This is a genomic window from Curtobacterium luteum (assembly GCF_014646995.1).
Classification (GTDB): domain Bacteria; phylum Actinomycetota; class Actinomycetes; order Actinomycetales; family Microbacteriaceae; genus Curtobacterium; species Curtobacterium luteum.
Genome location: NZ_BMOI01000020.1, coordinates 1 through 21793, shown reverse-complemented (window position 1 = coordinate 21793; position 21793 = coordinate 1). Strand labels below are relative to the sequence as shown.

21 protein-coding genes are annotated in these 21793 nt (G+C 72.6%); 15 read left to right on the top strand and 6 right to left on the bottom strand.

The features are described 5' to 3' along the window. Positions 1 to 27 precede the first annotated feature (27 nt). Together IEY20_RS16525 and IEY20_RS16520 are read right to left on the bottom strand one after the other, a co-directional pair. Complete coding sequence (locus IEY20_RS16525; RefSeq protein ID WP_217504194.1) at positions 28 to 732, bottom strand: MBL fold metallo-hydrolase; 705 nt, start codon at positions 730 to 732, stop codon at positions 28 to 30. Positions 733 to 999: 267 nt separating this feature from the next. Beyond that, on the bottom strand, positions 1000 to 1476 hold the full coding sequence (locus IEY20_RS16520) for a GNAT family N-acetyltransferase (RefSeq protein WP_229728138.1): 477 nt from the start codon (positions 1474 to 1476) through the stop codon (positions 1000 to 1002). A gap of 244 nt (positions 1477 to 1720) precedes the next feature. Between IEY20_RS16520 and IEY20_RS16515 the strand changes: the two genes are divergently transcribed. The 3 genes from IEY20_RS16515 to IEY20_RS16505 all read left to right on the top strand — a co-directional run bounded on the left by IEY20_RS16515 (position 1721) and on the right by IEY20_RS16505 (position 4261). Further along, positions 1721 to 2248, top strand: coding sequence for a hypothetical protein (locus IEY20_RS16515; RefSeq protein WP_148286280.1), 528 nt, complete (start codon positions 1721 to 1723; stop codon positions 2246 to 2248). A 406-nt stretch (positions 2249 to 2654) separates the two neighbouring features. Next, positions 2655 to 3635 carry an aldo/keto reductase gene (locus tag IEY20_RS16510; RefSeq protein WP_175327805.1) on the top strand — a complete coding sequence of 327 codons (981 nt, stop codon included), beginning with the start codon at positions 2655 to 2657 and terminating at the stop codon, positions 3633 to 3635. Then, positions 3635 to 4261, top strand: a complete 627-nt coding sequence (locus tag IEY20_RS16505) for a hypothetical protein (protein WP_175327804.1) — start codon at positions 3635 to 3637, stop codon at positions 4259 to 4261. Before IEY20_RS16510 ends, IEY20_RS16505 begins: the two co-directional genes overlap by 1 nt. A 198-nt stretch (positions 4262 to 4459) precedes the next feature. Here the strand turns inward: IEY20_RS16505 and IEY20_RS16500 are convergent, their stop codons facing one another. Both IEY20_RS16500 and IEY20_RS16495 read right to left on the bottom strand, forming a co-directional pair. Next, on the bottom strand, positions 4460 to 6034 hold the full coding sequence (locus IEY20_RS16500) for a phenylacetate--CoA ligase family protein (RefSeq protein WP_229728137.1): 1575 nt from the start codon (positions 6032 to 6034) through the stop codon (positions 4460 to 4462). Beyond that, a complete protein-coding gene (locus IEY20_RS16495; RefSeq protein ID WP_175327803.1) occupies positions 6031 to 7068 on the bottom strand; it encodes a nitroreductase family protein in 1038 nt (345 codons plus the stop codon). The genes IEY20_RS16500 and IEY20_RS16495 overlap by 4 nt, the downstream gene beginning before the upstream one ends. 190 nt (positions 7069 to 7258) lie before the next feature. Here IEY20_RS16495 and IEY20_RS16490 point away from each other — a divergent pair, with 190 nt between their 5' ends. The 6 genes from IEY20_RS16490 to IEY20_RS16470 all read left to right on the top strand — a co-directional run bounded on the left by IEY20_RS16490 (position 7259) and on the right by IEY20_RS16470 (position 11920). Next, entirely contained in the window at positions 7259 to 7522 is a 264-nt protein-coding gene (locus tag IEY20_RS16490; protein WP_175327802.1) for a 4'-phosphopantetheinyl transferase superfamily protein, read from the top strand. Continuing rightward, complete coding sequence (locus IEY20_RS17325; protein WP_268239172.1) at positions 7513 to 7635, top strand: hypothetical protein; 123 nt, start codon at positions 7513 to 7515, stop codon at positions 7633 to 7635. The genes IEY20_RS16490 and IEY20_RS17325 overlap by 10 nt, the downstream gene beginning before the upstream one ends. Positions 7636 to 7747: 112 nt before the next feature. Next, positions 7748 to 8035, top strand: a complete 288-nt coding sequence (locus tag IEY20_RS16485) for an acyl carrier protein (protein ID WP_022904736.1) — start codon at positions 7748 to 7750, stop codon at positions 8033 to 8035. Next, positions 8032 to 9414 (top strand): acyl-CoA dehydrogenase family protein, encoded by a 1383-nt coding sequence (locus IEY20_RS16480; protein WP_204620510.1) that lies wholly within the window; start codon positions 8032 to 8034, stop codon positions 9412 to 9414. Before IEY20_RS16485 ends, IEY20_RS16480 begins: the two co-directional genes overlap by 4 nt. Then, positions 9411 to 10352, top strand: a complete 942-nt coding sequence (locus tag IEY20_RS16475) for an amino acid--[acyl-carrier-protein] ligase (protein ID WP_022904734.1) — start codon at positions 9411 to 9413, stop codon at positions 10350 to 10352. The genes IEY20_RS16480 and IEY20_RS16475 overlap by 4 nt, the downstream gene beginning before the upstream one ends. Further along, on the top strand, positions 10349 to 11920 hold the full coding sequence (locus tag IEY20_RS16470; RefSeq protein ID WP_175327801.1) for an alpha/beta hydrolase: 1572 nt from the start codon (positions 10349 to 10351) through the stop codon (positions 11918 to 11920). Before IEY20_RS16475 ends, IEY20_RS16470 begins: the two co-directional genes overlap by 4 nt. A gap of 46 nt (positions 11921 to 11966) precedes the next feature. On the opposite strand, the gene IEY20_RS16465 is transcribed toward IEY20_RS16470, so the two are convergent. Both IEY20_RS16465 and IEY20_RS16460 read right to left on the bottom strand, forming a co-directional pair. Next, on the bottom strand, positions 11967 to 12896 hold the full coding sequence (locus IEY20_RS16465) for an alpha/beta fold hydrolase (protein ID WP_175327800.1): 930 nt from the start codon (positions 12894 to 12896) through the stop codon (positions 11967 to 11969). 52 nt (positions 12897 to 12948) lie between these two features. Continuing rightward, complete coding sequence (locus IEY20_RS16460; protein WP_175327799.1) at positions 12949 to 13437, bottom strand: peroxiredoxin; 489 nt, start codon at positions 13435 to 13437, stop codon at positions 12949 to 12951. A 240-nt stretch (positions 13438 to 13677) separates the two neighbouring features. Here IEY20_RS16460 and aceE point away from each other — a divergent pair, with 240 nt between their 5' ends. From aceE to fabF, 6 genes are all read left to right on the top strand, one after another. After that, positions 13678 to 16422: a pyruvate dehydrogenase (acetyl-transferring), homodimeric type gene (gene aceE / locus IEY20_RS16455; protein WP_175327798.1), complete on the top strand. Its 2745-nt coding sequence runs from the start codon at positions 13678 to 13680 to the stop codon at positions 16420 to 16422. Positions 16423 to 16456: 34 nt separating this feature from the next. Next, positions 16457 to 17659 (top strand): PucR family transcriptional regulator, encoded by a 1203-nt coding sequence (locus IEY20_RS16450; protein WP_175327797.1) that lies wholly within the window; start codon positions 16457 to 16459, stop codon positions 17657 to 17659. Between the two features lie 124 nt (positions 17660 to 17783). Then, complete coding sequence (locus IEY20_RS16445) at positions 17784 to 18725, top strand: ACP S-malonyltransferase (protein ID WP_022903299.1); 942 nt, start codon at positions 17784 to 17786, stop codon at positions 18723 to 18725. A 47-nt stretch (positions 18726 to 18772) separates the two neighbouring features. After that, entirely contained in the window at positions 18773 to 19792 is a 1020-nt protein-coding gene (locus tag IEY20_RS16440) for a beta-ketoacyl-ACP synthase III (protein WP_175327825.1), read from the top strand. 133 nt (positions 19793 to 19925) lie between these two features. Beyond that, positions 19926 to 20174: an acyl carrier protein gene (locus tag IEY20_RS16435; RefSeq protein WP_022903951.1), complete on the top strand. Its 249-nt coding sequence runs from the start codon at positions 19926 to 19928 to the stop codon at positions 20172 to 20174. A gap of 179 nt (positions 20175 to 20353) precedes the next feature. Next, entirely contained in the window at positions 20354 to 21598 is a 1245-nt protein-coding gene (fabF, locus tag IEY20_RS16430) for a beta-ketoacyl-ACP synthase II (protein WP_175327796.1), read from the top strand. Positions 21599 to 21793: the final 195 nt, after the last annotated feature.

Genomic DNA, 21793 nt, shown 5'->3' with positions numbered 1-21793 from the left:
GCCGCGGCGTGGGCGCCACCGCGTCCGTCAGTCCCTCATCATCCGGTGCAGGTGCTCGAGCACCTCGGCCATCCCCGGATTGACGAGCCGCGCATCGTCCGGGGCACGGTCGGCGGCGACGTCGTCGAGGAACCGACGGTCCGCGTCGAGCCGCTCGAGGGCGTCGGCGCCCGGTGCGCCGTGGCCGGGGACCACGACGGCTGCCTGCTCGGCGTACCGGGTGAGCCGATCCAGGGCGGAACGGTACGCCGGAAGGTCGTCGGGCCAGAACGGCAATGGGAGCTCGACGTCGCTCAGCATGTCCCCCGCGAGCAGGACCCGCTGGTCCGGCAGCCAGAGCGCCGTGTGCCCGGGCGCGTGACCGTCATGGACCACCAGCTCGACCACCGTGCCGTGCGGGAGCACCGCTCCGGGGACCTGCTCGACGCCGATGACCCGACCCATGAGGTCGACGAGGTCCCCGGGGAAGTCGGCTCCGAGCGCTGCCACCAACGCCGGCCGCTCGGTCACCGCGAGCGCAGCGGTCGCCGGAGAGGCGAACCGCGGCACGTCCCCGAACCCCGGGCGCCAGAGGAGGTGGTCGTGGTGCGCGTGCGTCGCGAAGCCGCCCGTCACCGACAACCCACGACCGCCGAGGGTGGCCGCGAGCGCGGCGAGTTCGTCGGGCAGCCACGCGGGGTCGACGAGGAACGCACGACCTCCGTCGTGGAACACCGTGGACGTCGTCGACATCCTCCGGCTCGTCGCGACCAAGACCCCGGGAGCGACTTCCGTCAGTTCGCGCACGTGAGCAGCCTGACAGATCCTGCGCAGCGCAGGATCGCACCCCGCGGAGGACGTCGCGCCCCGTCATGTCGGGGCGCGACGTCCGTGGCGGCGCGTTGTGTCGCCGGGACGCGCACACGCGCCGGACGGGAGGCACGGTGCGGGCTTGCACCGTGCCTCCCGTCCGACCTGTGCGGACCTGCGACCCGTGGTCGCGTCCGAGCATCACTCGCGTCAGAGCGCGCGGGCGTAGTCGACCGTCGGGTAGCCGACGAAGCCGAGCGACTCGTAGAGCGCGCGGGCGGACGCGTGGAACGCGTCGCCGCCCGTGCCGATGTGGACGACGCGGACGCCGCGGGCGCGGAGCCGGTCGACGACGGAGGTGCAGAGCGCTCGTCCGACCCCGCGACGTCGTGCGCCGGGGCGGACGGCGACCATCTCGAGTCGGCCCGAGGTGCCGCCCGTCACGGTCCAGCCGACGTAGCCGAGCAGGAGTCCGTCCCCCTCGGCGAGGGTGATGAAGCGGTCCTCCGCCGGGGCGAGCAGGGCGGGCACCTCGGCACGGTAGTCGTCCTCCCACCGGCCGTGGTCGTGCGCGGTGACGGCGGGGCGGGCAGTCGGCAGCGACTCCGTGAAGAGCGGGCGGAACACCTCGATGGTGAGGTCGGTCAGGGCAGGCAGGTCTGCCGGGGTGCAGTCGCGGATGAGCATGGGGTTCCTTCGGGTCCGTACGCGTGCTGAGGGTTCCCGACGGCGACGTCCGCGGTCGGGAGTGGTGCGACGGCCATGCACGGTCGGCCTGGTGCAGTCGACCGGGGCCGTCGTCTCAGCGGCGGGTACGCCAGCTCGCGAAGCACTCCATGCCGGCACGGTACGCCCCACGCGCGTCGGTCGCAGCACCTGGGCCCTGCGCGCGTCCTGGTGGGGCTCGGCGACGACGGGTACGGTCGACTCCGTGCAGGGCATCGGGATGATCGACGAGGCGGGTCGCCTCCGGCTCATCGGTGCCGGGGTCGCCGGAGCGGCGTTCGGCGTCGTCCTGGTGGTGCTCGTGCTCTCCTCGTGGACGCCCGCGACCACGACCGTGCTGGTCGTCGCCGGGGTCCCCGCCGGTGCTGCCGGTGCCGCGGTCGGCGTGTTGACGACGATGCGGTCGTGGCGGCTCGACGGCGGCTACGAGCACTCCGTCGAGGCGCAGCGGTGGGTCGCGGACGGCCGCGTGCCCGCCGACGTCCCGGCAGACGTCTGGATACCGATGCTGCAGGCACAGGCCGACCGCGAGGGCGCCGGGTGGGGCAAGGTCCTGCTCGGAGTGCTCTGGATCGCGATGTCGTGGTCGATGCGCGACCAGCACGGCCCGCTCGTCACGACGATGCTCATCGCCCTCTGGGTCGGGCTCGCACTGTGGGGAGGCGTGGTCGTCATCCCCCGGGCGCGGGCGGCGCGGGCGCTGCTGCGCGATCGGGTCGCCGCGCTGTCCTGAGACGGCGGGGCGGCGGCGCGCGGGGCCGGCGGGCGGCGGGGCCCAGGCCGTGCCGCACGGTGCGAGGTTCCGCGCACGGTGCGAGGTTCCGCGCACGGTGCGAGGCTTTTCTCCTCGCACCGTGCGCGCAACCTCGCACCCGGCGCCCGGGGACGCACCGACCTCGCACCGTGCGAGGCCCCCGAGGCCACGCCGCGCATCCACGGGCGTCGGCACCACGGTGCGAGGTTCCGCGCACGGTGCGAGGTGTTTCTCCTCGCACGCTGCGCGCAACCTCGCACCACCGGGCCGCGCCGACCGCCGACCGCCGACCGCCGACCTCGCACCGTGCGACCGGCCCCTCGCGGCCGTCCGCCCTGCGCGCTCACCGCGAGTGCGGCACCAGCGCGTGACTACGCTCGGGAGCATGCAGAGTCGCACCCTCGGCCGCACCGGCCGCGCAGTCTCCCCCGTCGGCCTCGGCACCTGGCAATTCGGCGGTGACTGGGGTCCCGTCAGTGAGCAGGACGCGAACGCCGTGATGGACGCCTCCGTCGAGGCCGGCGTGACCCTCTTCGACACCGCAGACGTCTACGGCGACGGCCGGAGCGAGCAGCTCATCGGCTCCTGGCGGGCTTCGAACCCCGACGTGCCGCTCACGATCGCCACGAAGATGGGCCGTCGCGCCGAGCAGGAGCCGTCCAACTACGTCGCCGCGAACTTCCGCGAGTGGGTCGACCGCTCGCGCCGCAACCTCCGCCAGGACACCCTCGACCTCGTGCAGCTGCACTGCCCGCCGACCGCCGTGTTCGACGACGACGCGGTCTACGACGCCCTCGACGCGCTCGTCGCCGACGGCTCGATCGCCGCCTACGGCGTCTCCGTCGAGACCGCCGACCAAGCGCTCACCGCGATCGCGCGGCCGGGCGTCGCGAGCATCCAGATCATCCTCAACGCGTTCCGGCTCAAGCCGCTGGACCGCGTCCTCCCCGCCGCACGGGAGGCAGGGGTCGGCATCCTCGCGCGCGTCCCGCTGGCCTCGGGGTTGCTCTCCGGCAAGTACACGCCCGAGACGACGTTCCCCGAGCAGGACCACCGCAACTACAACCGGCACGGCGAGGCGTTCGACCAGGGCGAGACCTTCAGCGGCGTCGACTTCGAGGACGGCGTCCGCGCTGCCCAGGCCTTCGCGGCCTGCCTGCCCGAGGGCGTCTCGGTCCCGCAGGCGGCCATCGCGTGGGTGATCGCCCAGGACGGTGTCACGGCAGCCATCCCCGGCGCACGGAACCCCGTGCAGGCCCGGTCGAACGCCGAGGCCGGATCGCTCCCGGACGTGCCCGGCCTCGACCGGACGGTCCACGACCTCTACGACCAGTGGTTCCGCGCCGCGGTCCACGACCGCTGGTGATGCACGCCGCACGGGGTGGCCGCCCGGCGGTCGCCGACTCCACACCGTGGAGGGGCGGGCGCGCGAGCCGCGCGATCGTCGCCGCGGCCGCCGCCGTGCTCCTGCTCGCAGGGTGCAGCTCCGGTGCGGTCGTCGGATCGGCGGCCGGCACGACGACCGACGCGCCGCCGTGGCCCGCCCCGACCGACCTCACTGCCCGCGCCGACGCAGCCGGCCTCTCGAACGTGTGGGGCGAGCGACTCGCGGAGCACGTGCACACGCACCTCACCATCCTCGACGGAGGCGAGCCCGTCACGGTGCCCGGGAACATCGGACACAGTGACCGGGCCAAGTTCGCGGCGCAGATCCACACGCACGACACGTCCGGGATCATCCACGTGGAGTCGCCGACGAAGGACACGTTCACCCTCGGCCAGTTCTTCGACGAGTGGGGCGTCTCGATCGGCCCAGCGCACGTCGGCGGCCTGCACGGGGACCTCACCGTGTGGGTCGACGGCCGACGGTTCTTCGGCAACCCGAGGTCGATCGAGCTGACGAACCTCCGTCAGGTGGTGCTCGAGGTCACGACGATCGGAGAGGCTCCGCACCGCCCGGCCCCCTTCGACTGGCCGCCGCAGTACCACTAGCGCGCCGCGCGCCTCGGGTCTCCCGCACGAATGCCCGCCGTGCGGCCGCCCGCCCGCCCGCTCGCTCGCCGGCACGCCCGCTCGCCCGTCTGCCCGCACAACCAAAGTCACTCCGAACCGCGGGCTTCCGCAGTTCGGAGTGACTTTGGTTGTGCGAACGGCACCGAGACCGGTCCCCGGCGTCGGCAACGCGAGCGCTCACGCCTCCTTCGGCGCGGTCCAGGAGAGGTCGAGGTCCCACTCCGCCACAGCACCGGCGCCGAGCTGCCACACGTACTCGTTCTTGAGCTTCCGCCCGTCGTCGCGGAACGGCCCCGTCCGGTACGGGTAGAACGCCACGGTCGGCAGCGTTCCCGGAGGCGCCGTCCGGATGGCGTTCGAGAAGTCCTTGTTCAGCCGGCGCAGTTCCGCGACCACGGCGGGACGAGCGGCGTCGGCGTCGAACCCAGCCGCGCCGGCAGCCAGCTGGAACGCGATGTGCAGCTGCCGGTCGCCCCGGTCGTCCTCGTAGCTGATGAGCCGGTGGTTCTCCACCGCTTCGAGCAGCGCCGGGTCGCCGTACACGACGTCCCGCACCACGTCGGGCGCGACCACGGCACCGTTGTAGTCGACGGAGAGGTCCGACCGCCCGTAGTGGAACAGCAGCGGCAGGTCGAGCTCGGCGGATTCCGCGAGTTCGTCGAACCCGTGCTCACGCAGCGTCTGCCGCAGCGGACCCATCCGGACCACGTGTCCCCGGTCGTGGATGTTGTACCGGATGCGGGGGCTGATGTTCTCCGACCGGGCGATGGTCACGACGAGTTCGCCGTGCTCGTTCGTCTCGATGAGGTACCCGAACGGGTTGAACTGGAACACCATCGGGAGCACGCCGTACTCGGCCTGCCTCGTCAGGGCACCGGAGAGCGCCGGCGACGCCGCGATCGCCCGCCGCAGCGCGACCGAGAAGGGCGTCTCGATGCCGAGGTTGATCTCGAGGTCGCTCGCGCCGTACGAGCCGAGCACCGCCTGCGCGTACTGCTCGATGTGGGCGCGCATGTTCTCGCTGATGCCCTCGCCGCCGAACGCCGCGACGATCGTGTACCGGCTCCAGTCGAGCCGGTCGTCCTCGAACAGCGCCTTGAGGAACGGCGGGTAGCTGCAGATGACGTACGTGAAGTCGGGTCCGAACTCCCGCATCGTCTGGACGATCTTGTCGCGGTCCGGCCCGATCGACTTGATCATGGACGACTCGGTGAGCGACGCGGTCACGTTCATGCCGGTCGCCCACGCGCCGAGCGAGAACGCGTTGAGCACGAACGGCTGCTTCGGCAGGTCCTTCGCCGTCCGTGAGAACCCGAGCTGCAGCAGCTGCCGGGTGGCTTGCCGTTCGTCCGGGCCGCGCACCCAGCTGGTCGGCGTGCCGCTCGACCCGCTGGACTCGTCGACGACCACCCCGCGGCGCGGCAGCCGCCCGTCGAGGCAGCGTTCCGGGATGCTCCACCGCTTGACGTAGGACTCCTTGTCCATCTCGGGCAGGCCCGAGAGCGCGGCGGCGATCCCGCCGCGGGTGTCCAGCCGGGAGGCACGCCCCTGCTCCGCCAGGAACGCCCGGTACGCGGGCACCCGCTTCGCCGCGCGCTCCGCGGTCCGCCACGCCCGCCACCGCCCGAGGGTCCAGCGGAGTGGCTCGATCCCCGGGGTCAGCAGGAGCTTGTGGGTCTGCACCCGCGGCATGAACAGCGCGACGAACGTCTCGACGACCCACACCACGGAGAACACCGCCGCGCGCTTCACCGGTCCGTCCCGATCGTCATCGCCGACGCCGGACGCCGGTGCGCCAACGGCGGCGGCGCGCTGTGCCCGAACCGGAACAGCATCCACGCCATCCGCCCGTCGGACTCGTCCACCCCGGCCCGCTCGACGAACGCGGCGTGCGAGCGCGGGTTCGTGATCACGGTGCCGAACGGGTGCAGGGCGATCCCCCGCGCGGTGAAGTCCAGCCAGACGCGCATGAACACCCGGCCGGCCTCGACGTACTCGGCCGGGGTGCTGAACGGCCCCTCGAGCCATCCGAGCTGACGCACGCCGCGCATCGTCGACAGGTACACGCGCTTGAACACCCCGCCGACGCCGGGCGCCTCCCACAGCCCGCGGTGCTCCATCGCGAACCGCAGTACCGGACCCGGCATCAGCATCGTCTCCGCAGAGAGCCCGTCGCCGGTCTCCGCCGCCTGCCGCTTCGAGAACCGCAGCCAGTGCAGGATCTCCTCGTGCACCGCGTCGTTCCGGAGGTCGTCGAACAGCGTCTCCTGGTTCACCCGGACGATCTCGTCGACGGTCGCCCGATCGGCGGTCGTGCGGAACCGGTGCCCGGAGGCAGCCGCGATGTCCACCGCAGCCGACACGGCGGACTCGTCGACCAGGGTGGCGTCGTAGGGCCTGCGCGAGGTGCGGCGCGCCGTGAACCCGGCCAAGGCCTCCCGGTCGTCCGCGGTGACCGCGTGCGGACGCAACGCGACCCGTCCCAGCCGGTGCAGGTGGTCCGCCGGGTCACGGTCGAGCCGCGTGAAGTCCATCTCGGCGTGGTCGAGGGTCTCGGTCACGGCGAACCCGTGCGCCCTCGCGACCACGTCGAGCCCGGCGAGGAACACCCCGGCGCAGACGTGGCCGAACGGGATGCCGAACGACTCGGCCGGCAGCCCCCGCCGCAGGTCGTAGTACACGGTCGCCGTCCGGTCGTCCTCGACGCCGAGCACGATCGGCTGCGAGTTGTGCGGTGACGGGTAGTGCCGGGCGTCCTCGACGATGCCGGTCCACGGTGATGCCATCGTTCCCCCTCGGTGGTCGTGCGCCGATGCTACCCATGCCCGCTGACGCGCATGCCCGCGGCGACATGCACCCTGCCGCCGGAGCGCAGCGACACGCACCCTGCCGCCGGAGCGCAGCGACACGCACCCTGCCGCCGGAGCGCAGCGACCACGGCGGAGCGCCCGCCCGACCGGCGCGTACCCTGTCGGCATGACCGTGATCCGGACGGGGACGGACCTCACCGCCGTCGACGACGTCGTCCGCGGCATCGCGACGCACGGCGAGCGCTACCTCGCACGCATCTTCACCGACCGCGAGCGTGCCGACAGCGGGGACGACCCCGAGCGACTCGCAGCACGGTTCGCGGGCAAGGAGGCCGTCGTCAAGCTCCTGCGCCCGTCCCGCGCCGACCCCTGCCTCTCCGGGACGTCGCCGTCGTGCTCGACGAGGACGGCGCACCCACCGTGGAACTGACCGGCGCAGCGGCGGCGCTCGCCGAGGCGATCGGCTGCGGCCCCGTCTCGGTGTCCCTGTCCCACGAACGCGGCCTGGCGGTCGCCACCGCCGTCGCGCTCGCCGAACGCTGAGGCCGACGGGCCGCGCGGTCACGGAGCGGCCACGGTCCCGCCGGACGGTCGTGCGGTTCCCCGCAACCGGCAGGCGGCTTTCCGGGGAGCCGTCCTCATTACGGTTGCCGTCATGGACCAGGACCAGCAGACCCGCGCGACCGCCGTCGCGCTCGCCGACCCGACGACCGAACACGCCGTCCGCCGAGCGCTCGCCGACCACGGGCACCTCTCCGTCGATGCCTGGGACGTGGCCTCGATCGCGGACCTCTACGCACTCGGGCTGACGTCGCACGCCACCGTGAACGTGATGCTCGCGGTGGAGGACGAACTCGACGTCGAGTTCCCGGACGCCGTGCTGAACCGGTCGACCTTCGCGACGGTCGAGTCGATCGTGCACGCCGCCGGTACGGCGTCGTGACCATCCTCGACGCAGCGCCGCCGACCGCGCCCGTCCCAGTCGTCGCGCCGGCCGGCCCGACCCGGCGCGGGCGACGCGCGGCAGCGGGAGCGGCCACAGCGGCGACCGGCTCGGCGACGACCGGCACCGCCGCCGGCAGCGGCACCCCGACCGCAGCGACCGGCACCGACGCCAGCGGCAGCAGCACCGCGCCCACCGGCGCCGTCGCCACCGCCGCCGCCGGCACGGACCCCCGCGGCCGCTTCGCCGCGCGGACCGCCCTCGTCGCCGACGTCGCCCGCCACGTCGCCGACGAGGTCGACCGCGACGCCAGGCCCCCGCGCGAGGCGATCGCCGCCATGCGCGAGCACGGACTCCTGGCCGCCGCGGTCCCGACGGAGCTCGGCGGCGAGGGTGCGACCCTCGCCGAGCTGTCCGTCATCGCGACCGAGCTCGGCCGCGCGTGCGCCGCCACCGCGATGGTCTTCGCGATGCACCAGGGCCAGGCCATGGCGCTCTGGCGGCACGGTGGTGACGGTGCCGGCGTGACGGAGCTCGTCGCCGGGGTCCGCGACGGCGCGCTGCTCGCGTCCTCCACGACCGAGCGCGGCATCGGCGGCGACGCCCGTCGCAGCACCTGCGCGCTCGAGCCGGACGCCGCGGGCCGGATCCGTCTCCGCAAGGACGCGCCGGTCATCTCCTACGCGACCGAGGCCGACGCGATCCTCGTCACCGCACGCCGCTCGGTCGACGCGGCCGCCTCGGACCAGCGCGTCGTCGTCTGCCTGCCCGAGCACACGACGCTCACGCAGACCTCGACGTGGGACACCCTGGGCCTCCGGGGCACTTGCAGCAACGGCTGGCTGCTGGATGCGGAGACCACGGCCGACCACGTCCTCCGCGACGACTACGCCACGGTCAGCGCCCGGACCGTCCTGCCGGTCTCGCACGTCCTCTGGGCGTCGGTGTGGCTCGGGATCGCGGCCGACGCCGCGGACCGCGCCCGTGCCGCCGTCCGCAAGCAGGCCCGCGCCGCCGTGGGGACCACCCCGCCCGGTGCACTCCGGCTGGCCGAGCTGCTCGTCGAGCTGCAGGCGCTGGCCGACTCCGTCCGGCACGCCGCGGAACGGTTCGACGTCGTGGCCGAGGACGCCGACGTCCTCGACTCCACGGCGTTCGCCCTGTCCGCGAACGCCCTCAAGATCGGTGCGTCCGAACGCGTCACCGACCTCGTCACCCGGTCCCTGCGCATCGTGGGCATCGCCGGGTACGCCACGAGCGGTCCCTCGAGCATCGCCCGACACCTCCGAGACGCCCACGGTGCCGCCGTCATGGTGAGCAACGACCGTCTCCTGCACAACGACGCCGGCATGGCGCTCATGACGGGAGCACTCCTGTGACCATCCACCTCGACACCGAACGCACGACGCTCGACGCCGCACGAGCTGCCCTTCGCGGACGCCTGCTCGCGGACGGGGTCCTCATCGACCTCGGCTCCCCTGGGCTCTACGGCCGGACCGGCGTGTTCGAGCGCGTGTACGGCGCGGTCGACGCCGCCGCCGTCCGCAGCCAGTCCGACCTCGACGCCGAGGTCCTGCGGTTCCCCCCGGTCGAGCCCCTCACGGCGTTCGAACGGACCGACTACATCGCCTCCTTCCCGGACCTTGCCGCGTCGATCTCCGGGTTCACGGGGGACGACCGGACGCACCGGGCGCTCCTCGCCGCCCGCGAGCGCGGGGAGCGCTGGGAGGGCTTCCTCGAACCCGCGGACCTCATGCTGACGCCGGCCGTCTGCCACCCGGTCTACGGCCTCGTCGGTGACGTCGTCCACGCGGGCGGCCGCTTCTTCGACATCGTCGGCGACTCGTTCCGCCGTGAACCGTCCCTCGACCCGATGCGGCTCCAGGCGTTCCACATGCACGAGTTCGTGCACATCGGCACGCCGGAGTCCGCGAAGGCGCACCGCGACGGACGCATCCCGGTGATGCGCGCGCTGCTCGAGTCGTTCGGGCTCGAGATCGACGTCGTGCCCGCCAACGACCCGTTCTTCGGGCGCGTCGGGCAGATGCTCGCCCGCAACCAGGTCGAGCAGGCGCTCAAGTTCGAGTTCGTCACCCCGGTGTACGGGCCCGACCACGAGGCCACGGCCATCAGCTCCGCCAACCTGCACGAGGACCACTTCGGCACGGCGTTCGGCATCCGCAGCGCCGACGGCGGCGTCGCGCACAGCGCGTGCATCGCCTTCGGCCTGGAGCGCATCACGATCGCGCTCTTCGCCGCGCACGGCACCGACCCCGACGCGTGGCCGACCGCGGTCCGCTCGGCACTGGCGCTGTGACCACCCTGCACGGCTGGTCGGGATCGCCCGCCCTCCGGGTGGCCGTGCACCTGCCGCCCGCCGCGCGGGCCGGGGTGGTCATCGTGCCGCCCCTCGGCCAGGAGGGCGTCATCGCGTACCGCACGCTGCGCCTGCTGGCGGACCGCCTGGAGGCCCGTGGCGTGGCATCGGTGCGCTACGACCCGTCTGGACGTGGGGACGCAGCCCCCGACACCGACCCGCACGCACAGGTCCGGTCGGCGGGACACGCGGCCGCGCTGCTGCGCAGCACGGGCGTCCGACGGATCGGTTTCGTCGGGCTCGCGTCGGCTGCGATCGTCGCCGCCGAGGCCGCCGCGGACGACGATGCCCTCGTCGTGTGGGACCCGCCGGCTTCCGGGCGCGCGTGGCTCCGCGGGCAGCGGGCACTCGCCACGATGACGATCGGGTCCGACCGTGTGCTCGACGGCGTCGAGTCCCTGGTCGGGATCGACGTGGACGAGGCCGAGGCCGCCGTCCTCGGCGCCCTCACGTTCACCCCGCGCGCGGCCCCGACCGTCGCCTTCGTCCGCCCCGGCGCCCCGGCTCCGCGGAAGCTCGGGGCCGTCGATCGGATCGAGGTGCACGGCACCGACGAACTGATGGACCGGACGAGCATGCACGCCCGCATCCCGGGTCCGGCGGTCGACGAGGTCGTCGCGTGGATCGACACCTGGGCCCCCGCGGTCGCCGAGACGCCGCGGACGCCGGTGCTCGACGAGGTCCTCGACGTCGACGGCCGGGTGTCCGAGCGCATGGTGCGCCTCGGCCCGGAGGCCCTGTTCGGCATCGAGACGGTGTCGTCGGCCCAGGGACACGACGCGCCCACGGTCGTGCTCCACAACGGGTCCGCCGAGCACCGAGTCGGGGCGTCCGACTACCAGGTCGCCCTCGCACGGGACCTCGCCCGCGACGGCGCCCGGGTGCTCCGGATCGACCGACGCGGCACGGGCGAGAGCTCCGTCGTCCGCGCCGACGAGCGCGACTTCATGTTCGCCCAGGAGTGGATCGACGACCAGGCCACCGTGCTCGACGCGCTGGAGGTGCCGCCGGACCGACTCGCCCTCGTCGGCATGTGCGCGGGCGCGTGGCTCGCCGGTCGGGCGGTGGACCAGACCCCGCGGCTCGTCGTCGAGATCAGCCCGAACGACTACCGCCGGACGCCGGCCGCGCCGGGCAGCTACGCCGACCACGTCCGCGCGGTGGACTCCCCGTCCCCGCGGCGGCAACGGTTCCGGACGCTCTACAACCGGTGGGTGCCGGAACGACTGCGGACGCGGATCGCCCGGCGCGACAGGGTCGGCGGCGTCGTCGGGCACGTGCGGCCCCTCGTGCAGCACGGCACCGAGGTCGTGCTCGTCGTCGCGCCCGAGGACGCCGAGCTGTTCGACCGGCTCGGCGGCCGACGTGCCGTCCGACGGTGGTCGGGGCAGGTCGAGGTCGTGCGGGTGCCGGACGGCGACCACGCGCTGTTCTCCCCGACGATGCGGGCAGCCGTCCGCGCCGAGGTGCGGGCACGCGTGGCGGCCACCTTCCCCGCGCACGTGTGACGCCCCCGCGGCTCCGGCCGGTCCGGGTGTCCTCGCGGGTCGACCCTCAGGGGGCGAGGAGCGCGGCGACCTCGGCGGGGTGCTCGACGTGGGCGAAGTGGCCGCAGTCGTCGAGGAGCACCGTCCGTGCCTGCGGCATCGCGGCCCGGAGCTCGTCGAGGTCCGCCGGCCGGGCGAACACGTCGTCCCGGCCGAGCACCGCCACGACGGGGCACCGGACGCCGCGCCAGCGCTCGGTGTCGTAGCGGGCAGCGGAACGGGCGGCTGCCGTGAACTCGCGCGGCCGCAGCTCCCGGACGAACGCGTCGAGCACGCTGCGGTCGAGCCGGCGCACGTGCGTGAACACCGGGGCGGCGAGCAGTCGGAGGAGCCCCACCGCCGCCAGCCCGCGGAGCAGCGGCAGCGCAGCCCGGCCGGTCACGAGCAGACCGCCCCGGAGCAGCGTGTACGCCGGCAGGTGTCCGAGCGCACGCCACGGGTGCCGAGCGGCACGGACCGTCGCGGTCGTCGTCGGGGACACCAGCGACAGCGAACGGACCCGTCCGGGCAGCACGACCGCGAGGTGCAGGGCGACGAACGCGCCCATCGAGTGCCCGACCACGTCGACCCGTCCGACACCGAGGGCGTCGAGGACCACCGTCACGACCTCCGCCGCGCCGTCGACCGTGAGCGGCTCCGCCGGCGTCGAGGAGGCGCCCCAGCCGGGCAGGTCGAGGAGCACCACACCGCGTCCCGCAAAGTCGTGCGCCGCGTCGAGCAGCGGCGTCCAGGTCGTCCAGGAGCCCGCGACGCCGTGCAGGAGCAGGACGGGGTCCGGGCCGGGGCGGTGGTGGACGACGACGACGCCCGCCGTGGTCTCGACGGTTCGGCGGACGAGCGACCACCGCTCGGGCTGGTCACGGAGCGGGAACGGCGCGTAGGCGCCGCTGTCCGTCGCGACCGCGTCGCCGACCGAGCGTCCGTCGATGACCCGCACCGTTCCTCCCGTCCGGACCGCGCGTGCGCGCGCCCGAGGAGGATTCGGAACGCTAGGCGACCGGGACGGGTGCCGAGCAGGCGGCGAGGCGGTCGAGCGCGGCCTGGTACTCGGCGACGTCGCGCTGCAGACCGGGCTCGGTGATGATGGAGGCCTTGATCCGACCTTGCACGTCGATCACGAAGGTCGCGCGGGTCGCGAAGCCCTTCTTGTCGAGGAACACGCCGTACTCCTTGGAGACCGCGCCGTGCGGCCAGAAGTCGGCGAGGAGCTCGAAGTCGTAGCCGTTCGCTTCGGCGAAGGACCGCAGCGTCGCCTTCGAGTCGACCGAGATGCCGATGAGCTCGACACGCTGGTCCTCGAACATCGCGATGTTGTCCTGGAGGGCGCAGAGCTCGTTGGTGCAGCCGGACGAGAAGGCGAGCGGGAAGAAGACGAGGGCGACGGGGCGAATGCCGCGGAAGTCGCTGAGGCGGACGTGCTCTCCGAACTGGTTCGGGAGTTCGAAGTCCGGCGCGAGTGAGCCGATCTCCAGTGCCATCGGTGCGTGTGCTTCTTCCTCGGGCGTGGTGTGTGCCCGTGTCCCGTGCAGGCGCGGGTCACGCGTGCACGATCGGCAATCGTACGCCGACGTCACCCGAATGCAAGCGCCTGTCCGCGTGCACGTCACCATCAGCATGGCGGTCGGTGGTGGGGCCTAGAGTGGTGGGGGTTTCCCTCAGGTCCGACCGACCGCCGGAACCCACCATGTCCACCACCACGAGAACGAACGAGGTCAAGGGTGACGGTGAACGACCAGGACCCGTACAGCGCCGGCAGCAACGACCAGGACCCGGAGGAGACCGCCGAGTGGCGTGAGTCCCTCGACGGCCTGGTGCAGACCCACGGCCACCAGCGTGGCCGCGAGATCATGCTCAGCCTGCTCAAGCGGTCCAAGGAGCTGCACCTCGGTGTGCCGATGGTCCCCACGACGGACTACGTCAACACCATCGCGCCGGAGAACGAGCCCGAGTTCCCGGGCGACGAGGAGCTCGAGCGCCGCTACCGCCGCTGGATCCGCTGGAACGCCGCCATCACGGTGCACCGTGCACAGCGCCCGGGCATCGCCGTCGGTGGCCACATCTCGACGTACGCGTCGAGCGCCGCGATGTACGAGGTCGGCTACAACCACTTCTTCCGCGCGCAGGACCACCCGTCCGGCGGCGACCAGGTCTTCTTCCAGGGCCACGCCTCCCCCGGCATGTACGCCCGCGCCTACATGGAGGGCCGCCTCAGCGAGGACCAGCTCGACGGCTTCCGGCAGGAGAAGTCCCACGCCGGCGGCGGACTGTCGTCCTACCCGCACCCGCGCCTCATGCCGCACTTCTGGCAGTTCCCGACCGTGTCGATGGGCATCGGCCCGATCAACGCGATCTACCAGGCGCAGCAGGCCAAGTACCTCTCCAACCGTGGCATCAAGGACGCCTCCGACCAGCAGGTCTGGGCGTTCCTCGGCGACGGCGAGATGGACGAGGTCGAGTCGCGCGGGCAGCTCCAGGTCGCCGCGAACGACGGCCTCGACAACCTGAACTTCGTGATCAACTGCAACCTGCAGCGGCTCGACGGTCCGGTGCGCGGCAACGGCAAGATCATCCAGGAGCTCGAGGCGTTCTTCCGCGGTGCGGGCTGGAACGTCATCAAGGTCATCTGGGGCCGCGAGTGGGACGACCTGCTCTCCCGCGACACCGAGGGCGCGCTGCTCAACCTCATGAACGCGACGCCGGACGGCGACTACCAGACGTACAAGGCCGAGAACGGCGCGTACGTCCGCGAGAACTTCTTCGGCCGCGACCCGCGGGCGCTCGAGCTCGTCAAGGACTACTCCGACGACCAGATCTGGAACCTCAAGCGCGGCGGGCACGACTACCGCAAGGTGTACGCGGCGTTCAAGGCCGCGACCGAGCACAAGGGCCAGCCGACGGTCATCCTCGCGAAGACGGTCAAGGGCTACGGCCTCGGCCCGAGCTTCGAGGGCCGCAACGCGACCCACCAGATGAAGAAGCTCACGCTCGACAACCTCAAGCAGTTCCGTGACGAGATGCGCATCCCCATCTCGGACGCGCAGCTCGAGGAGAACCCCTACACGCCGCCGTACTACCACCCGGGGAACGACGACGAGGCGATCCAGTACATGCACGAGCGTCGTCGCGAGCTCGGTGGCTACGTGCCGGAGCGCCGGACGAAGTACACGCAGGTCACCCTGCCGGACGACTCGAAGTACCAGGTCGTCAAGAAGGGCTCCGGCAAGCAGGAGGTCGCCACGACGATGGCGTTCGCCCGTCTGCTGAAGGACCTGCTGCGATCGCCCGACTTCGGCGACCGCGTGGTGCCGATCATCCCGGACGAGGCGCGCACGTTCGGCATGGACGCGTACTTCCCGACCGCGAAGATCTACAACCCGAACGGGCAGCACTACACGTCGGTCGACCGTGAGCTCCTCCTGGCCTACAAGGAGAGCCCGCAGGGCCAGATCATCCACGTCGGCATCAACGAAGCGGGCGCCCTGGCGGCGTTCACCGCGGTCGGCACCTCGTACTCGACGCAGGGCGAGCCGCTCATCCCGGTCTACGTCTTCTACTCGCAGTTCGGGTTCCAGCGCACCGGCGACGCCATCTGGGCAGCGGGTGACCAGATGACCCGTGGCTTCATGATCGGTGCGACCGCGGGCCGCACGACCCTGACGGGCGAGGGCCTGCAGCACGCCGACGGCCACTCGCTGCTCCTCGCGGCGACGAACCCGGCCGTCGTGTCGTACGACCCCGCGTACGGCTACGAGATCGGGCACATCGTCAAGGCCGGTCTCGAGCGCATGTACGGGACGAACGAGGACGGCTCGCCGAAGCACGCCGACCCGAACGTCATGTACTACCTCACGGTCTACAACGAGCCGCTCGTGCAGCCGGCCGAGCCGGAGGGCGTCGACGCCGAGGGCATCGTCAAGGGCATGTACCTCCTCAAGCCGAGCGAGCAGGACGGCCCGAAGGCCCAGCTGCTCGCATCGGGTGTCGCCGTGCCGTGGATCCTCGAGGCGCAGCAGCTCCTCGCAGAGGACTGGGGCGTGTCAGCCGACGTCTGGAGCGTCACGAGCTGGGGTGAGCTGTACCGCGACGGACTCGACGCGGAACAGCACGCGTTCCTCAACCCGAACGAGGCCCCGCGGACGCCGTACGTCACCGAGCGCCTGCTCGGGACCGAGGGGCCGGTCGTGGCGGTGAGCGACTTCATGCACGCCGTGCAGGAGCAGATCCGTCCGTTCGTGCCGACCGACTACGCCACGCTCGGCGCCGACGGCTTCGGCTTCTCGGACACCCGTCCGGCGGCCCGCCGCTTCTTCCACATCGACGGTCCCTCGGTCGTCGTGCGGACGCTGCAGCAGCTCGCGAAGCAGGGCAAGGTCGACCACGCCCTCGTCCAGCAGGCGATCGACAAGTACCGTCTGCACGACGTCACCGCCGGCACCACCGGCAGCGCGGGCGGCGAGAGCTGATCCCCGCGTGACGACACCCCGCACCGACCCTGCCGTGAGCCGGGAGAACGACCGCGAACGCGCGCTCTCCTGGCTCCGGCAGGTGTCGGGCGAACTCTCCACCGCGACCATCAAGCGGCTGGAGGACACGCTCCCCTGGTACAGCGAGATGCCCCCGGGCCGGCGCAGTGCCGTGGGGCTGGTGGCCCAGGCCGGCATCACGTCGTTCATCGGATGGCTCGAGGGCAGTTCCTCGACGCCGTGGATCGCCGCGGCCGACGTCTTCGGCTCCGCACCGCGGGAGCTCCTCCGCTCGGTGAGCCTGCAGCAGACCCTGCAGCTCATCCGGGTCGTCGTGACCGTGGTCGAGGAGCGGGCGAAGGACGACGAGATGCTGCAGGAGGCGATCCTGCAGTACTCGCGCGACATCGCGTTCGCGGCGGCCGACGTCTACGCGCGTGCGGCCGAGGCCCGCGGGCTCTGGGATGCCCGGCTCGAAGCGCTCGTCGTGGACTCGATCCTCTCCGGCGAGTACGACGACGAACTCCCCTCCCGCATCGCGGCGCTCGGGTGGCACGGCCACGGCGAGGTCGCGGTGCTGGTCGGTACGGCGCCGAAGCAGCTCGAGGTCGACCAGATCCGCCGCACCGCGCGGCACATGGACGCCGACGTGCTGATCGGGGTGCAGGGCTCGCGGTTGGTCGTCGTCATCGGTCGGGCGACCCCGCGCGACGACGTCCCCGAGGGCGAGGACCCCGTGTCCTTCACCGCGATCGCCCAGGCGCTCGAACCGTCGTTCGGCGAGGGCCACCTGGTGCTCGGCAACGAAGTGCCCGGTGTCGTCGACGCCTCCACGAGCGCGAAGGCCGCCCTGGCCGGCTTCGCGGTCGCTCGCGCCTGGCGCGGCGCCCCGCGTCCCGCGCTCGCGGACGACCTCCTGCCGGAGCGGGCCCTCGCCGGCGACCCGCTCGCCCGGTCGGCCCTCGTCCAGCGCATCTACGTGCCGCTGAAGGACCAGTCGACCGAGCTCCTGCAGACGCTGTGGTGCTACCTCGACACCGGGCGGTCGCTCGAGGCGACGGCACGCGAGCTCTTCGTGCACCCGAACACCGTCCGCTACCGGCTGCGGCGCGTGGCCGACATCATCGGGTGGGACGCCACGCACGCCCGGGACGCCCTCATCGTGCAGTCGGCGCTCATCCTCGGCGCGATGTCGGAGTCCGCATCCGGGCGACGGCGCCTGCCGCACCGTCGGTGACCCGAGCAGCGCTCGGTCGCGCGTCGTTCGCATCCCAGGGTGTATGAATTCGCACAATGTCGCGCGCGGTTTCGTGTGGGAAGCCCACACGGACCGCGCGCGCCCGGCCCGGCAGGATTGTCCGGTGATCGTCGTCGTCGCGCCCGGACAGGGCTCCCAGACCCCCGGCTTCCTCGCCCCCTGGCTCGAGGACTCCGCCGTCCGTGATCGTGTCGGAGCCTGGTCGGACGCCATCGGCGTCGACCTGGTCGCCCACGGCACCGTCTCGGACGCCGAGACGATCAAGGACACCGCGCTCGCGCAGCCGCTCATCGTCGCCGCGGGCCTGATCACCGCGGACGCCCTGCTCGCCGACGGCCGTCGTGGTCTCGTCGGGGGCGTGGCCGGCCACTCGGTGGGCGAGTTCACGGCGGCGGCCGTCGCCGGCGTCCTCGAGCCGACCGATGCCCTCACGCTGGTCGCAGAGCGCGGCCGGGCGATGGCCGACGCGGCAGCGCTCGAACCGACCTCGATGGCGGCCGTCCTCGGCGGCGACGCCGACGAGGTCGCTGCGGCACTCGAGTCGCGCGGGCTCGTCCCGGCGAACCACAACGGCGGCGGTCAGACCGTCGTCGCGGGCGCCGCGGACGCGATCACCGACCTCGCCGCGAACCCGCCGGCGAAGGCGCGCGTCGTGCCGCTCGCGGTGGCCGGCGCCTTCCACACCCGGTACATGGCCCCGGCGGTCGAGCGCGTCGCTCCCGTCGCGGCGGCCGCCACGGTGCAGGACCCCACGCTCCCGATCTGGACGAACGCCGACGGCTCCCGTGTCGACGACGGCCGACGCTTCGTCGACCTCATGGTCCAGCAGATCGCGAACCCCGTGCACTGGGACGCCGTGATGGAGTCGTTCTCCACCGCGGGCGTCACGGGCATCATCGAACTGGCTCCGGCCGGTGCCCTCGTCGGCCTCGCCAAGCGCGGCCTCCGCGGCACGCCGACCGTGGCCATCAAGACCCCCGACGACCTGCCGGCAGCCATCGAGCTCCTGCAGGCCGCGACGACGGAAGCAGAGGCGACCGCGTGACGGACGCGACCAGCACCAACCCGACCGACAGCACCACCGACACCAGCGTGACGGACGCGACCCGCGCCTCCCGGCCGCTGCTCCAGCAGCGTCGCGGCCACGAGTTCACGCGCATCCTCGCGTTCGGCGCGGCCCGCGGCGAGAACGTCGTCCCGAACGACGACCTGGTCGGCCCGATCGACTCGTCCGACGAGTGGATCCGGCAGCGCACCGGCATCATCACGCGCAAGCGTGCCGGAGCCGGCACCGAGGCGGTCGACCTCGCCGAGACGGCCGCGCGGGAGGCGATCGAGAAGGCCGGCATCGAGCCGTCGCAGATCGGCGTCGTGCTCGTCAGCACCGTGACGCACACGGTCGCGACCCCGTCGATGGCGTCGCTCCTGGCCGAGCGGATCGGTGCCACCCCGGCCGCGGCGTACGACGTCAGCGCCGCGTGCGCCGGCTACGCGTACGGCATCGCCCAGGCCGACTCGTTCATCAAGTCCGGCCTCGCCGACCACGTGCTCGTGATCGGTGCGGAGAAGCTCAGCGACGTCGTCGACCCGACCGACCGCTCGATCTCGTTCCTCCTCGGCGACGGTGCGGGCGCCGCGGTGATCGGCCCGAGCGACTTCCCCGGCATCGCGCCGACGATCTGGGGCTCCGACGGCTCGAAGTGGGACGCGATCGGCATGACCGCGACCTACAACGAATGGGCTGCCGGCGCACCTCGTCCGACCATGCGACAGGCCGGTCAGACGGTCTTCCGCTGGGCGGTGTGGGAGATGGTCAAGGTCGCCCGCGAGGCGATCGAGGCCGCCGGCATCCGCCCCGAGGACCTCGCCGCGTTCGTGCCGCACCAGGCGAACATCCGGATCATCGACGAGTTCGCGAAGCAGCTCGGCCTGCCGGACACGGTGGCCATCGCGCGGGACATCACCACCACCGGCAACACGTCGGCAGCGAGCATCCCGCTCGCGACCCACCGACTGCTCGAGGAGCACCCCGAGCTGTCGGGCGGCCTCGCGCTGCAGATCGGCTTCGGTGCCGGTCTCGTCTTCGGCGCGCAGGTCGTCGTCCTCCCCTAGTCCCACACGGTCGTGCTCCGGCACGACCCCCACGGGGGTCGCTCCGCGATCCCCGGCCCGCCTCCGGGCACCCGCAGCGCGAGTGCCCTAGGCTGGTCCACGGTCAAACGACACCCCCTCAAGGAGAATCCCCATGGCCCTGTCCAACGAAGAAGTCCTCGCCGGCCTGGCCGAGCTGATCAACGACGAGACCGGCATCGCGACCGACACCGTCGCCGCTGACAAGTCGTTCACCGACGACCTCGACATCGACTCGATCTCGATGATGACCATCGTCGTGAACGCCGAGGAGAAGTTCGACGTGAAGATCCCGGACGAAGAGGTCAAGAACCTCAAGACCGTGGGCGACGCCGTCGACTACATCGTCAAGGCGCAGGCCTGAAGCGAGCTTCCTGAGCGCCGCGGCCCCGGTTGACCAGCCGCGGGCCGCGGCGCTCATCTCGTCCACCTCCGGACCGACACAGCTCGGTCCACTCCGGCTCGACGTTCGTCGGGCCGAACCGGCTCCGTCCGGCTCCGCCACGAGCGGCCGGGCGTCCTCACGAAAGAACACGTCGTTCCATGACCAACAAGACCGTCGTCGTCACCGGGATCGGTGCCATCTCACCCCTCGCCGCGACCGCCCCGGAGACGTGGGAGGCGCTGCTGGCCGGGAAGTCCGGCATCACCCGCATCGAAGACCCCCGCTACGCGGAGCTCGAGCTCCCCGTCGAGTTCGCCGGCCAGGCGCGCCGCTTCGTCACCGACCAGCTCACCCGTCCGGAGACCAAGCGCCTCGACCCGTCGTCGCAGCTCTCCCTCATCGCCGCCCGTGAGGCGTGGGCCGACGCCGGCATCGACGCCGAGTCGGTCGTGCCCGAGCGCCTCATCGTCGACTGGGCGACCGGCATCGGCGGCGTCAACACGCTGCTCGATGCCTGGGACACCCTCCGGGAGAAGGGCCCGCGTCGCGTCATGCCGATGACGGTCCCGATGCTCATGGCCAACGGCCCCGCGGCCGCCATCGAGATGGAGTTCGGCGCGCGCGGCGGTGCCCGTACGTACCTCTCCGCCTGCGCCTCCTCGACCGAGTCCCTCGCCGAGGCCTACCGCCACGTCGCGACCGGCGAAGCGGACATCGTCATCGCCGGTGGCGCCGAGGCTGCCCTGCACCCGCTGCCGCTCGCCGCGTTCGCCGCCATGCAGGCCCTGTCGCGGCGCAACGACTCCCCCGAGACCGCTTCCCGGCCGTACGACGTCACGCGTGACGGCTTCGTGCTCGGTGACGGCGCCGCGGCGCTCATCCTCGAGACGAAGGAGCACGCCGAGGCCCGCGGAGCGACGATCTACGCCGAGGTCGCCGGCGCCGGCATCACCTCGGACGCGTTCCACATCACCGCCCCGGACCCCGAGGGCAGCGCGGCAGCCCGTGCGGTGCTCCAGGCGCTCGAGCACGCCGGCGCGTCCCGCGAGGACGTCGTCCACGTCAACGCGCACGCCACCTCGACCCCGGTGGGCGACGTCGCCGAGTACCACGCCATGCGCCGCGTGTTCGGCGACCACCTCGACGACGTCGTGGTCTCGGCCACGAAGGCGTCGACGGGCCACCTGCTCGGCGGTGCCGGCGCGATCGAGGCCGTGTTCACGGTCCTCGCGCTGCACAACCGGGTCGCGCCGCCGACGATCAACCTCACCGACCAGGACCCGGAGATCGTCATGGACGTGGCACGCGAGCCGCGCCAGCTACCGGACGGCGACCTGCTCGCGGTGAGCAACTCGTTCGGCTTCGGTGGCCACAACGCCGTGGTGGCGTTCCGCAACGTGTAGTCGCGTCGGGTGGGCGCGCCGCGTCCGATCCGGTCTGGAGGCCCGCCCCGCGTCGTCGGGGCGGGCCTCCGTCGGTTGCGTGGCCGGCCTGGTCGCGGGTGCCCGGGTGCCCGGGCGCCGAGACTCGCGCTGCGCGACACTGCTCGGGCTGTCCGGCGCGAGAACGGTCGCCCTGCGCGAGACTCGCCCTGCGCG